Consider the following 13,120-nt stretch of genomic DNA (forward strand, 5'->3'; position numbering starts at 1 on the left):
GGCCGCTCAGAGGAACACGGGCAGCGCCTCCAGCGGGCGGACCACCACGTTCTGCTGGTAGCGCAGCTCCGCGGGGTCGACGGCGAGCCGGACGTCCGGGAACCTCTCGAAGAGCCGACGGGCGGCGATCTCGGTGATGACCTTCGCCATGTGGGCTCCCGAGCAGTAGTGGATGCCGAAGCCGAAGCTGAGGTGCGCGGGCTTGTGGCGGTCGAGGTCCAGGCGGTCGGGGTGGTCCGGGAACTGCTCCTCGTCCCGGTTGGTCGACATCACGCTGATGATGACGACCTCGCCCGAGGGGATCGTCACTCCGCCGAGTTCGACCGGTTCGGTCGTCACGCGCTGGAGGGCGTTGCTGATGGGGCTGACGTAGCGGATCAGTTCGTCCATCGACTTGCCCCAGCGGGCCGGCGAGGCCAACAGCTCGGCCCGCTGCGCCGGGTGGGTCAGCAGCGCCGAGATCACACCGCCGACCAGGCTGGCGGTGGTGTCGTTGCCGCCCGTCATCAGGGCGAAGCCGGTCGAGAGGATCTCGGTCGGGGTCAGCCGCCGTTCCGGGGCCGCGTGGATCAGGGCGGACAGCAGGTCCTCGCCCCCTTCCCGTTCCTTCCGCGCGATCAGCTCCGCCATGAAGGAGGAGAGCTCCTGGATGTTGGCGTCCAGGACCCCCGAGCCGTCGGTGGGCGAGTAGTTGCGTAGCGCGGCCGACCAGCGCAGGAAGTCGGGCCAGGCCGAGGCCGGTACGCCCATCAGCTCGGCGATGGTGATGACCGGCAGCGGGTCGGCGTAGCCAGTGATCAGGTCCGGGACCGGCCCTGCCACCAGAGCGTCCAGGAGCTCGTCGGCGATCTGTTCCACCTTCGGGCGCAGGGCTTCGGCCCGGCGCGGGGTGAACGCGAAGCTGATGGCGCGCCGGAGCGGGGTGTGCCGGGGCGGCTCGACGTTGGCGAGGTGGTTGGCCTCCTCCGCGGGCGGGGTCAGCAGGCGGCCCGACCGCTCGGACATCAGCCGGAAGTGCACGTGGATGTCGCGGCTCAGCCGCGGGTCGGCGAGCGCGGCCTTGGCGTCCTCGTACCGCGTCACCACCCAGGCGCGGCCGCCGCCGGGCATGGACAGCTCGCGCACGGGACTCTCGCGGCGCACGTACTCCAGCACCGGAAAGGGGTTCTGGGTGAAGTCGTTGGTGAGCATCCAGAACTTGGAAAGTGCCCTGGTGCCAGTCATATCCGTCCTCCGTGCCGTAGGCGCCGGCGGCTGCCCTTTCGTGGGACGTTATGGCGCTCCCGCGCTCGGCGCAGGCCCGATCTCAAGAGTTCTATCTGGCCTCGGAACCGGAAGGCGGGAGGGGCCAGTATCTATGCCGATTGGCAGATGCGTCCGTCCCCGGACCGCTCCTAGTCTCAACTCAATTGCCGGACCACGGTGCACAGTGCTCCGGTCATCGACTGTCAGAATTGAAACCCGATATGGGGAGTGTGAGTCGTGTGACCGCGACCATCTCGACGAAGCGGCAGATCGCCGCCCGAGCAGTGGGCGTAACCAAGCTGTACGGCGAGGGCGAGGCGCAAGTAGCGGCTCTGCGTGGGGTGAACGTCGACCTGGTCGGCGGTGAGTTCACCGCGATCATGGGGCCGTCCGGCTCCGGCAAGTCCACCCTCATGCACTGCCTCGCCGGGCTGGACACCATCACCGCGGGTGAGGTGTTCATCGGCGACGCCCGGGTCGACGGGATGTCCGACAAGGACCTCACCGCACTGCGCCGGACCCGTATCGGTTTCATCTTCCAGCAGTTCAACCTGCTGCCGACGCTGACGGCGCAGGAGAACATCCTGCTGCCGCTCGCGATCGCCGGACGCAAGCCGTCCCAGGACTGGTACGACCGGGTCGTCGACACCGTGGGCCTGTCCGAGCGGCTCTCCCACCGGCCCACGGAACTCTCCGGTGGGCAGCAGCAGCGGGTCGCCTGCGCCCGCGCCCTGGTGTCGCAGCCCGAGGTGATCTTCGCCGACGAGCCGACCGGCAACCTCGACTCCACCTCGGGCACCGAGGTGCTGAAGTTCCTCCAGCACTCGGTGCGCACGCTGGGCCAGACCATCGTGATGGTCACGCACGACCCGAACGCCGCCTCGTACGCGGACCGGGTCATCTTCCTCGCCGACGGCGCGATCGTGAACGAGCTCAGGGAGCCGACGGCGGACGCCGTCCTCGACATGATGCGCCGGATCGACGTCCGCACGACGGTGGCGTGATGCTGAACGCAACCCTCAAGAGCCTCTTGTCGCGGAAGTTCCGCCTCATCCTGTCCGGTCTCGCGGTCGTGCTCGCCGTGATGTTCGTGTCCGGCGCGATGGTCATCCGCGACACCCTCGACCGTTCCCTGAACGCGCAGTTCGCCGGGGCCTACGACGACATCGCGCTGCAGGTCTCGCTCGCCCCCACGATGGACACCGCGACCGGTGACGCGGCCGCGGTCGTGCCGCCCGTGGACGCGGCGGCCGTGGACCGCGTATCCAAGATCGCCGGGGTCGGCTCCGCCACCGGGCTGGTCAAGGCCGAGGGCGCGCGCGCCGTCGGCAAGGACGGCAAGGTCGTGCCGAGCACCGGTGGCCCCCGCTACGGCGAGAGCTGGCGGGGCGAGAGCAAGCTGATCAGCCTGCGCGCCGGCCACGAGCCGCGGACGGACACCGAGGTGGTGATCAACGCGGGCCTCGCCAAGAAGGGCGGCTTCGCGGTCGGTGACCGGATCGGCGTGCTGACCCACGAACCACAGCGGACGTTCACCGTCGCCGGCGTCTTCGGGTACTCCCTGGACCGCGACTCGGTGGGCGGGGAACAGACCGTGGCCTTCACCGCCCCGGTCGCCCAGGAGCTGATGATCGGCAAGGCGGGCGGGTTCACCGGGATCGGCGTCGCCCCGGCGTCGGGCGCTTCGGTCGCCTCGGTGAAGACGGCACTGGCGAAGGAGCTCGGCGAGGGCTTCGAGGTGAACACGGGCACGGAGCTCGCCAAGAAGGCGTCGGACACCTCGCGGGGCGTCCTGAGCCTGATGAACCAGGTGCTGCTCGGGTTCGCCGCCGTGTCGGTGCTCGTCGGGATCTTCCTGATCGTCAACACCTTCTCGATCATCATCGCCCAACGGCTGCGGGAACTGGCCCTGATGAGGGCCCTGGGCGCCAGCCGCGGCCAGATGATCCGCTCCGTCCTGGTGGAGTCCTTCGTGGTGGGGCTGGTCTCCTCCGCCCTCGGCCTCGCCGCCGGCATCGGGATCGGCGCCCTGGGCGCCGATCTGCTGGCCGGCGCGATCGACGGGCTCAAGGTGGCCTCCCTCGGCGTCCCGGCGAGCGCGGTGGTGACGGCGTTCACCGTGGGCATCCTGGTGACCATGCTCTCGGCGCTCTTCCCGGCGATGCGCGCGGCGAAGGTGGCCCCCATCGCGGTCATCCGTGCCGCGGCCGCGCCCGAGGGCAAGGGCCGCAAGCAGACCTGGACCGGATCGATCCTGCTCGGTCTCGGTGTCGTCCTGCTGGCGCTCGGCCTCTTCGGGTCGGGCGGGATCCCACCGATCCTCACCGGCGTCCTGCTGGCCTTCGTCGGCATCGCGCTGCTCACCCCGCTGATCAGCCGTCCCTCCGTGTGGGCCCTCGGGGCGCTCTTCTCCCGCTCTCTGCCCGGCCAGCTCGGCCGGCGCAACTCGGCCCGCAACCCCCGGCGCACGGCCGTCACGGCCTCGGCGATGATGATCGGCGTCGCGCTGGTCACGGCCCTCAGCACGGTCGCCTCGTCGTCCGAGGACAGCATCAACAACGACATCTCGCACAACCTCAAGGCCGACCTGGTCGCCTTCGGTACGGGCGACACCGCGGCCTCGGCGACCATCGACCCGGGCGCGCTGGCCCGGGCGGCCCAGCTGCCCGGCGTGAAGAACATCGCGGCCGCGATGTACGACTCCGGGACGGTGTCCAAGGAGGTGCAGGGAGTCTCCTCCTGGCAGGACTGGGCCACGGCGCGCGAGGTCCTCGGCCTGCGCGTGCACGACGGGTCCATCGATGCCGTGGGCAGCGGCACCGTGGTCATGAACGCGGCCACGGCGAAGACCCGCGGCGCGAAGGTCGGCGAGAGCCTGACCGTCCAGCTCCAGCGCGGCGAGCCGCGGACCTACAAGGTCGCCGGCATCTTCGAGGACACCGCCCTGGCGAACGGTCTCATCGTTCCGTGGGCCGACGCGGAGGCCGGATTCGGCAGCAAGCTGCCGACCCAGGCGTTCTTCCAACTGCGGGACGGCACACCTGTGGCCGGCGTGCAGGCACAGATCGAGGACCTGCTCAAGGGCAGCCCGGAGGTGGCCCTCTCCACCCGGGCGCAGGTGATCGAGAAGTTCAGCAGCGGGTTCGCCATGATGCTCACCGTGGTGCAGGTACTGCTCGGCGTGGCGATGCTCATCGCGGTGCTCGGCATCATCAACACCCTCGCCCTGTCCATCCTCGAACGCACCAAGGAGATGGGCGCCCTCCGCGCGATCGGCCTCAGCCGGGGTCAGACGGTGCGCATGATCATGACCGAATCGGTGGTGATCTCGCTGTTCGGAGCGGTGCTCGGGATCGTGGTCGGCGGTGTCCTCGGACTCGCCATGGCGCACGCGATGAAGGACCAGGGCGTCAGCGAACTGTCGCTCCCCTGGTCGCAGATGCTCGCCTACCTCATCGGTGCGGGTGTGGTCGGTGTCATCGCGTCGATCGCGCCGGCGCGCCGCGGCGCACGGCTCAATGTGCTGACGGCCATCAGCCAGGCGTGACCGGGGTGCGCCGAGCACCCCGCGCCGAGGGCGCCCCCGCAGGACGCGGGGGCGCCCTCGGCGCGTCCCGGTGCGCGCCCGGTTGCAGCTTCCTGCCTCATCCATTGCCCCTGCCTCGCAGGTGGGCTGATATGGACTCGATTTCGTCGGACACCACCGCTGCGGCGGGCGGTACCGATGAAGCCGGTCGTGGTCTACCAAGAAGACGGGGGGCGAGATGCACGAGCGGGAATTCCGCGCTTTTGTGTCCGTGGCTGAGATTGGGCGCATGGACCGTGCCGCGAAAGTGCTCGGGTATTCGCAGCCTGCCATCAGCTATCAGATCAAGTGCCTTGAGCAAATGCTGGGCACCAAACTCTTCACCCGCGATTCCACGGGAGCGACGCTCACCCGGGAGGGGCGGATGATCCTTCCGTCCGCGCGGGCCGTACTGGTGCTCATCGACAGCATGAAGGGCGTGTGCGCGGCATGACGGGGCCCGCGGCCCTTTCCCCGTGCGCCCCCTGACGAAAGCGAAACCGCCCATGAGTCCTTCCCCTTCCGCCTCCACGCGTCCCGCCGCACCCGGACGGCCGGCGCCGCCGGCCACCGGCGGTCGATTACCCCCGTGGTCCGCACGCGCCGCGCTCGCGTCGGTCCTCGTCCTCGCCGCCGGCCTCTACGGCTGGTCCCTGGGGAACGCGGGCTGGGGGAACGTCTACTACGCGGCGGCCGCGAAATCGATGGGTACGAGCGCGACCAACTTCCTCTTCGGCTCCTACGACGCGGCCGGAGTGATCACGGTCGACAAACCGCCGAGCTCCTTGTGGCCGCAAGTGCTCAGCAGCAAGATCTTCGGAGTGCACGGATGGTCACTGATCCTCCCCCAGGTGCTGGAGGGCGTGGCCGCCGTCCTCGTGCTGCACCGCACGGTACGGCGCTGGGCCGGCGAGGGCGCGGGGCTGCTCGCCGCCCTGGCGCTGACCCTGACGCCCATCACCGTCGCCATCAACCGTGACAACAATCCCGACACCCTGCTGGTCCTGCTGCTCGTCTCGGCCGCCTACGCCCTGACCCGCGCCCTGGAGGGGACGGACGACGCCACCCTCCGCTCGGCGACCTGGTGGCTCTGCGCGAGCGGCTTCCTGATCGGGTGCGGGTTCCTGACCAAGATGCTGGCCGCCTGGATGGCGGTCCCCGCCTTCGCCGCGGCCTGGCTCGTGGGCGGGGCGGGCAGCCCGGTCGCCCGACTCTGGCGGCTGCTGGCCGCGGCCGCGGTCCTGGTCGTGTCCTCCCTGTGGTGGATCGTGCTGGTCGAACTGTGGCCGGGGGAGCGCCCCTACATCGGTGGCGGCAAGGACGGTTCCGCCTGGGACCTGGTGATCGGCTACAACGGCCTCGGGCGGATCTTCCACGCCGAGGGCGGCGCCGGGAGCAGCGACGTGTTCGGTGGCGCGGCCGGCGCCGGCCGCCTGTTCAACGAGCAGGTGGGCGGCCAGATCAGCTGGCTGCTGCCGCTCTGCGCCCTCGCGCTGGTGGTGGCCGTGACGGCAGGGGTACGGCGCCGTCGCGCCCGGCTGGCGGCCGACGCGGTGGTGCCCACCTCCGGCTGGGTGCTGTGGGGCGGGTGGATCATCGTGTGCGCCGGCTTGTTCTCGACCCAGCGCGGCGTCTTCCACCCCTACTACACCAGCGTCCTCGCGCCGGCCGTCGCCGCCTTGTGCGGTGGGCTGCTGTCCGCACTGGTGCGCGCGCACCGCGCGGGCGCGCGCTGGGCGGTCCCGGCGGCCCTGGCCGCCGTCCTCGTGTCCACCGGCTGGGCCGCGGTGATCATCCGTCGCACCCCGGAGTGGCACGGATGGCTCCTCTGGCCGGTGCTGGCGGCCGGCCTCCTCGCCGTCGCCCTGCTCGCGGCCTCGCGCCTGCGAGAGGCTCTGCTGCCCGCCGCGCTCTGCGGCGCCGTGATCGCCGTACTGCTGGCGCCCGGCGCCTGGGCGGCGACGGTCCCGGGATCCCCCCAGGTCATGGGCGGTCTCAACCCGATCGCGGGGCCGACGAAACTACCGCCCGTGCCCAGCAGCAGCGCCCGGCTGAGCGAACTCCAGCAGCGGATCCTCCAGTACGTCACCGAACGGGCGGGTACCGAGCGGATCGCCCTGGCCGTCGAATGGGGCTCCATGGGAGCCTCGTCCTACATCCTCAACACCGACGCCCCGGTCATCGGCATGGGGGGCTACGGCGGTGACAACGACTCGCCCTCGGTCCGGCAACTACAGGAGTGGACCCGCGGCGGCGCACTGCGCTACGCGCTCAGCGCGGACCGGGCCGCCCCGGGAGCCGAGATGTTCACCCGGCGGACCCAGTGGATCAGCGACCACTGCGCCAAGGTCCCCGCCACCGAGTACGCGGGCCCCCCGCGGCCCGAGCAGGCACCCCCGGCCATGGGATTCGGCGACGACGTCATCCTGTACGACTGCGCGCCCAAGTGAAGCGGGGTCAGTCGGCGAGGCCGTTGTCCCACACCCAGGCCGCGATGCCGACCCGGTTGCGGGAGTCGAGCTTGCGCTGGATGTTGGCGACGTGGGTCTTGGCGGTCCCGGCGGAGATGAAGAGTTCGGTCCCGATCTCCGCGTTGGTGAAGCCCTTCGCCACCAGCCGGGCGATCTCCGTCTCGCGCTCCGTCAACGCCTCGACCGGCTGACCCGCCCGCACCTGCGCGGGACGGTGCAGGTGCTTGAGCAGGCGCACCGTCAGTGACGGGCTGATCAGGGTGTCGCCGGCCATCGCGGCGCGCACCGCCTCGATGAGCAACGTCGTTCCCGACCGCTTCAGCAGGAACCCGCAGGCACCGTTGCGCAGCGCGGTGTGCACGTACTCGTCGAGGTCGAAGGTGGTGACGACGACCACCCGCACGGGCTCCTTGACCTGGGGGCCGGCGAGCCGTCGCGTCACCTCCAGCCCGTCGAGGCGCGGCATGCGGATGTCGGCGAGCACGATGTCCGGCTTCAACTCCTGCGCGAGTGCGAGGGCTTGGAGACCGTCGGCGGCCTCACCGACGACCTCCATGTCCGGCTGGCTGTCCAGGATCAAACGGAAACCGATGCGGACGGCTTCCTGATCGTCTGCGAGAAGTATGCGGATCGTCACGTCCAGCACCGTAGTTGCAGGTCGGGCAGGTCACCAACGCGGCGTATTCAAAGATTCTCTGCGGGCTTCGCTCGGGATGGGGCCGCTGACAGCCTCGGGAGGGTTGAAACCCGAGCGCCGCGCACGGTGCACGTCCGATGTTTTGGAGTGGTGAATGGGTATGGCTCCCCCCGGAAAACTCAGAGCGCTGACGACGACGACCGCCGTGGCGGCACTCCTCCTCACCCTGCTCGGCGCCGAGTCCCCCGCGGCGGCCGGATCCGGCGGGCAGACCCCGGCGTCCCGGTCGGCGTTCCTGGCGGCCCCGGCGGGCCCGCCCGTCCAACCGGCCTGGCCGGCCGGCGTGTTCGCGGGCGGCTCCGGACCGATCACGGCAGGTCCGGCCGCGCCGGCCCCCGCCGGGCCCGCCGACGGGGAGACCCTCACCGACTCCGTGCCCCGACTCGCCGCCGAGCAGCAGACCGGCGCGGCCGCCTACGAGTTCGTCCTCTCCACCGGAGCCACCGCGCGCACCGGCCTGGTGACCTCGTCCGGCTGGATCGACGCTCCGCAGTGGCAGGTCCCGGCCGGACTGCTGAAGGACGGCGGCCAGTACAAGTGGACCGTGCGGACCAAGGACCGCAGCGGCCGGAGCGGCGCCGACGCCCCCGCCCGTTCGTTCTCCCTGAACCAGCGGCTCGGTGCCCAGGCCCCCGGCAGCCCGGTGCCCACCGACGTCCTCGGCCCCGTCACGGTCGCCCTGCCCACGGGGAACGCCACGGTCTCCGTCAAGACCCCGCAGGTGTACACCGGTTCCGGCGTCCTGGGGGCGACGTTCCAGTACGACTCCCAGGCCGTCGCCACGTCGGCGGGGCTGACCGGCTCCTACTATCCCGGTGACGCCGACTCCGGCATCGCCGCCGACGAGAAGGCGGCGTTCGTACGCACCGACGCCCGCATCGGCTTCCGCTGGGGCGCCGAGGCCGCTTACCCGGGGGGCGCGCCCGACGCACCCTTCCGCGCGCGGTGGACCGGACGGTTGCAGGTGCCCGCCGACGGTGTCTACCGGCTCGGCGGCTCCTACGACGGTGGCGTGCGGATCCTCGTGGACGGCCGGCCGGTCCTCGACGAATGGCGGGGTGCGCACCCCGCAGGCGCCCGTGAGGTGTACGGCCGGGGCGTCACGCTCCAGGCCGGGCACGGCTACGACGTCACGGTCGAGTACCGCCGCGGCGCGAGCGGCGGGGAGGCCGGGCTGTGGATCAGCCGGGCGGGCCGAGCCGTTCCGGTACCGGCGTCCTGGCTGCAGCCGGTCGGTGCCGTGCTGCCGCCGGGATGGAGCGTCACACCGGGCGCGGCCGGCCCGGACGCCGCGAACGCGGCCGACCCGGCGGCCGGTACGGCCGCCCGGGGCGCGGGACCCGTCCCGTCCGGACCCCCGGCACGGGCGGCCGCACCGGCGGGTGCGGGGGCTCAGGCCCGCGGCGCGCGGAAGGCGCCGCAGTCCGTGGGCGGCGCGGGCGGCGGCGACGCCGCACGCGCGGGGATCAAGAGCGCCGAGGACACCGGGCTCAGGTTCTTCTATGCCGGCAGCACGGAGTGCGCGGACGGCGCGGCTCCGGCCGGCCACGTCTGCGCCGTACGGGTTCCCTCGGCGGGCACCACCCAGCTCGTCTACCGGGGCGGGAAGCTGGTCCGCTTCGTCAACCCCGGTGAGGAGACCACCGACTTCGGCTTCACGGCGGACCACCGACTGACCGCCGTGCGCCCGCCGCTCGTCATGGACTGGATCGCGGCGGGCCGCGGGCGCGACACCGCGGCCGCCCAGTACCGGATCGCCTACCGGGAGGGTTCGGCATCGGCGGCCGAGGTGACCGCACCCGACCCGGCGGGCGCCGCCGGCCACCCCGAGCGGCGCCCCCAGCACGCCTACACCGTCTCCCCCGGGTCCGCGCAGGTGCGGACCGCCGGCGTGAGCACGGCGCAGGGCTGGACCCGCAAGGTGACCTTCGATTCCGCGGGCCGGCTGCTCACGGACACGGACGCGACCCTGCGCACCACCCGGTCCACGTGGACGGCCACCGAGGGCCCCGCGTCGACCACGGACGCCGCCGGCCGCATGAGCACGACGGTGTACGGCGAGAACGGCATGCCGGCGGGGTCGTACGGGCCCGGCCCGCGCGAGTGCTTCGGCGCGGACCTGCGCCCGCTCTCCCCGGCCCCCGACACCTGCGCCAAGGTCGCGGCCACGACGACGTCGTACGGCCCGACCGGATCGAGGACCGTGCGCGCGGACTCCGACGGGGTGCCCCAGCAGGTCGTGGAGACCCGCCTGAACCCGTTCGGCCTGCCCGTGGCCACGGTCGCCGACCCCGACGGCCTGGCACTGAGCACCGGTTACGAGTTCGACGACGCCTTCCGACTCACGGCCGAGGTGGCGCCGGGCGGCGGGAAGAAGACCACCGCCTACTACGGGGCGACGGAGGACGCGGACAACCCCTGCACGGCCGCGAACGACCCCGCTCCCCAGCGCGGCCTGCCGAAGTCCGTCAGCCTGCCCGATCCGGCGACCGGCTCGGCGCGGGTGGAGAGGCTCGTCTTCAGCGCACGGGGCCTGCCGATCGCCGTGACCAACGGCGCCACCGACTGGACGTGCGTCACCTACGACGCGCGCGGCCGGATGTCCGGCACCTTCGTGCCCGCGGACGCCGACGCACCCGCGCGGACCGTGACGTTCGACCTGGCGGTCGGGGGCGACCCGCTGACGTCGCGGGCCACCGACAGCCGCGGCGCCATCGGCTTCACCACCGACCTGCTGGGCCGCACGACCCGCTTCACCGACGTCCACGGCACCCGCACGGACACGGAGTACGACCGCGCGGGCCGCCCCGTCCGGGAGCGCACAGCGCCGCCCACGCCCTTCGACGCACCGCAGGTCAAGACCCTCCGGTACGACGCGGCCGGCCGGATCCAGGCCGTGTCGCTCGACGGCGCCACGCTCGCCTCCGTCCGCCACGACGCGGGTGGGGACGTCGCCGCCGTGGACTACGCGAACGGCACGCGGCTCGCCGTGGAACGCGACCCCCAGGGCCGCACGATCGCCAAGAGCTGGACCCTCGCGGACGGGCGCACGCTCGCCAGCAAGGTCACCCGATCCAGGTCCGGCGCCATCGTCGACGAGTCGACGGCGGGCGAGGACCCCCGCCCGGACGGCCCCAACTACCGCTACGACGCGGTCGGCCGGCTCATCGACGCCTACGTCACCGGGCACCACTACGGCTACGACTTCACCTCGCCCGCCGCCGCCGACTGCCCCGCGCCCGCCGCCGCGAACGCGGGAGCCAACGGCAACCGGGTCAACCTCGTCGACCGCACGGCGTCCGGCACCTCCACGACGCACTTCTGCTACGACGGCTCCGACCGCCTGCTGGCGACCACGGGCGCACAGGTGATCGGCCGCACCCAGTACAGCGTGGCCGGCGCCCTGACCCGCTACGACCTGGGCGGGACCCCGATGGGCCAGGTCTTCGACGCCGCCGAGCGCTACCTCGGCAAGAGCGCCGCGGGTCCCGACCCGGCCGTGATCGCCTACCCGGGCGACCTGCTCGACCTGCACGCGGGCCGGACGATCGCCCAGGGGCCGGCGGCGGGCACCCTGCTGTACGGGTACACGAGCGCCGCCGATCCCCAGCTCGACCTCGTCATGGACGGCGACAAGCGGCTCCTGACCCGCACCGTCGCGCTGCCGGGCGGCGTGGTGTACGTGGCCAAGGGGCGCTCGTACCGGGGCGAGACCAGCTGGAACCTGCCGACCGTCCGCGGCGACATCTTCCTCGTCGCCGGCGCCGACGGCCGCCAGCGGGGCGACCTCTACCGCTACGGGCCCTTCGGCGAGGCCCTGCTCGCCGACGGCCGCGTGGACGGTGACCACGTACCGGACAACCTGCCCGGCGAGAACGACTACGCCTGGCTGGGACAGTACGAGGTCCGCTACGAGCACGCCGGGAGCAACGCGGCGTACTTCCTGCGCACGCGCGTACTGGAGCCCGCGACCGGCCGGTTCTCGGGACCCGTGACGCACGGTCCCTTCGCGAACCCCTACGACTACGGATCCGGCGATCCGATCAATCGCGTGAGCGTCGACGGAGTCGGCCTGAAGGAGGAGGACAAGTGATGTCGGAGCAGTTCACCTCGGCGACCACCGAGGTCATCGAGCACGGGGGGACCCGCCTGGTCCGCGTCACCCCGCTGCACGACGGCGAGCGCCGGGACTGGTTCCGGCGGAACACCGGAGCCCTGCGCACCGCGATGTACGAGCACGGAGCGGTGATGGTCAAGGGCGGCGTCCTGGCCGAGCAGGCCGAACTCGCGCTGCTCGCCGCCGAAATCGGCGGGGAGACCCTGGAGTACAACGAGCGCTCCACGCCGCGCAGCCGGGTCACCGGAAACGTGTACACCTCCACCGAATATCCGGCCGACCAGACGATTCCCCAGCACAACGAGGCCGCATATTCGCGATCCTGGCCGCACAACGTCTTCTTCTATTGCGCCCTGGCGGCGCGGAGCGGCGGCGAGACCCCGGTGGCCGACAGCGCCGCGGTGCTCGAACGCCTCCCGGCCGCACTCGTGGAACGGTTCGCCGCACACGGGGTGCTCTACACCCGGACGTACCGCCAGGGCATGGGCCTCTCCTGGCAGGAGGGGTTCCAGACCGAGGACAAGGGCGAGGTGGAGAGCTACTGCGCCGACCACGACATCGCGACGGACTGGGACGGTGAGGTCCTGCGCACGCGACAGCGCAGGGCCGCGCTGATCGTGCACCCGGTGACCGGGAAGCGGGTGTGGTTCAACCAGGCGCACCTCTTCCACGTCAACGCGCTCCCGGAGGACCTGCGGGAGGGACTGCTGGAGCTCTGCGGGGCGGACGGGCTGCCCCGCAACGCCTACTACGGCGATGGCACGCCCATCACCGCCGACGAGCACGCCGTCATCACCGCCGCCTACGAGGAGGCGACGCTGGCCGAGGAATGGGCCACCGGGGACCTGATGATGGTGGACAACATCCTCACCACGCATGGCCGGCGACCCTTCACCGGTGAGCGCAAGGTGCTCGTCGCCATGACCCGGCGCACGAGCTGACCGACTGCCGGGCGCCCGCCACGGAGCGCCCGGTCCCGGGACCGGAACCCCCGCCGGTTCAGGACCCGAATGCCCGGCCTCCCC

Annotated in this window: 8 protein-coding genes; 6 read left to right on the forward strand and 2 right to left on the reverse strand. The window is 72.0% G+C overall.

The genetic code is table 11. The annotated features are described in order from the left end of the window. Positions 1-6: 6 nt before the first annotated feature. Positions 7-1,224, reverse strand: a complete 1,218-nt coding sequence (locus tag ACIBEA_RS22030; protein ID WP_399263367.1) for a cytochrome P450 — start codon at positions 1,222-1,224, stop codon at positions 7-9. A 242-nt stretch (positions 1,225-1,466) separates the two neighbouring features. Here ACIBEA_RS22030 and ACIBEA_RS22035 point away from each other — a divergent pair, with 242 nt between their 5' ends. The 4 genes from ACIBEA_RS22035 (at position 1,467) to ACIBEA_RS22050 (ending at position 7,260) form a co-directional block, all read left to right on the forward strand. Further along, positions 1,467-2,249, forward strand: a complete 783-nt coding sequence (locus tag ACIBEA_RS22035; protein ID WP_399263369.1) for an ABC transporter ATP-binding protein — start codon at positions 1,467-1,469, stop codon at positions 2,247-2,249. Further along, positions 2,249-4,792, forward strand: coding sequence for an ABC transporter permease (locus tag ACIBEA_RS22040; RefSeq protein WP_399263371.1), 2,544 nt, complete (start codon positions 2,249-2,251; stop codon positions 4,790-4,792). The genes ACIBEA_RS22035 and ACIBEA_RS22040 overlap by 1 nt, the downstream gene beginning before the upstream one ends. A gap of 217 nt (positions 4,793-5,009) precedes the next feature. Further along, positions 5,010-5,264 (forward strand): LysR family transcriptional regulator, encoded by a 255-nt coding sequence (locus ACIBEA_RS22045; protein WP_399263373.1) that lies wholly within the window; start codon positions 5,010-5,012, stop codon positions 5,262-5,264. Positions 5,265-5,316: 52 nt separating this feature from the next. Then, a complete protein-coding gene (locus tag ACIBEA_RS22050) occupies positions 5,317-7,260 on the forward strand; it encodes an ArnT family glycosyltransferase (protein WP_399263375.1) in 1,944 nt (647 codons plus the stop codon). Positions 7,261-7,267: 7 nt separating this feature from the next. On the opposite strand, the gene ACIBEA_RS22055 is transcribed toward ACIBEA_RS22050, so the two are convergent. Beyond that, a complete protein-coding gene (locus ACIBEA_RS22055) occupies positions 7,268-7,918 on the reverse strand; it encodes a response regulator (protein WP_399263377.1) in 651 nt (216 codons plus the stop codon). Between the two features lie 154 nt (positions 7,919-8,072). Between ACIBEA_RS22055 and ACIBEA_RS22060 the strand changes: the two genes are divergently transcribed. Both ACIBEA_RS22060 and ACIBEA_RS22065 read left to right on the forward strand, forming a co-directional pair. Beyond that, the gene (locus tag ACIBEA_RS22060) at positions 8,073-12,071 is read left to right on the forward strand and encodes a PA14 domain-containing protein (RefSeq protein ID WP_399263379.1); all 3,999 of its coding nucleotides are present in this window, start codon (positions 8,073-8,075) and stop codon (positions 12,069-12,071) included. Beyond that, positions 12,071-13,036 (forward strand): TauD/TfdA family dioxygenase, encoded by a 966-nt coding sequence (locus tag ACIBEA_RS22065; RefSeq protein ID WP_399263381.1) that lies wholly within the window; start codon positions 12,071-12,073, stop codon positions 13,034-13,036. Before ACIBEA_RS22060 ends, ACIBEA_RS22065 begins: the two co-directional genes overlap by 1 nt. Positions 13,037-13,120: the final 84 nt, after the last annotated feature.

Source organism: Streptomyces sp. NPDC051555, assembly GCF_044454405.1.
In the GTDB taxonomy this organism is placed as follows: Bacteria; Actinomycetota; Actinomycetes; order Streptomycetales; family Streptomycetaceae; genus Streptomyces.

Excerpts from the sequence above, each read along its gene's own strand:
- ACIBEA_RS22030 (WP_399263367.1), bottom strand. The coding sequence starts at position 1,224 with ATGACTGGCACCAGGGCACTTTCCAAGTTCTGGATGCTCACCAACGAC.
- ACIBEA_RS22035 (WP_399263369.1), top strand. The coding sequence starts at position 1,467 with ATGGGGAGTGTGAGTCGTGTGACCGCGACCATCTCGACGAAGCGGCAG.
- ACIBEA_RS22040 (WP_399263371.1), top strand. The coding sequence starts at position 2,249 with ATGCTGAACGCAACCCTCAAGAGCCTCTTGTCGCGGAAGTTCCGCCTC.
- ACIBEA_RS22045 (WP_399263373.1), top strand. The coding sequence starts at position 5,010 with ATGCACGAGCGGGAATTCCGCGCTTTTGTGTCCGTGGCTGAGATTGGG.
- ACIBEA_RS22050 (WP_399263375.1), top strand. The coding sequence starts at position 5,317 with ATGAGTCCTTCCCCTTCCGCCTCCACGCGTCCCGCCGCACCCGGACGG.
- ACIBEA_RS22060 (WP_399263379.1), top strand. The coding sequence starts at position 8,073 with ATGGGTATGGCTCCCCCCGGAAAACTCAGAGCGCTGACGACGACGACC.
- ACIBEA_RS22065 (WP_399263381.1), top strand. The coding sequence starts at position 12,071 with ATGTCGGAGCAGTTCACCTCGGCGACCACCGAGGTCATCGAGCACGGG.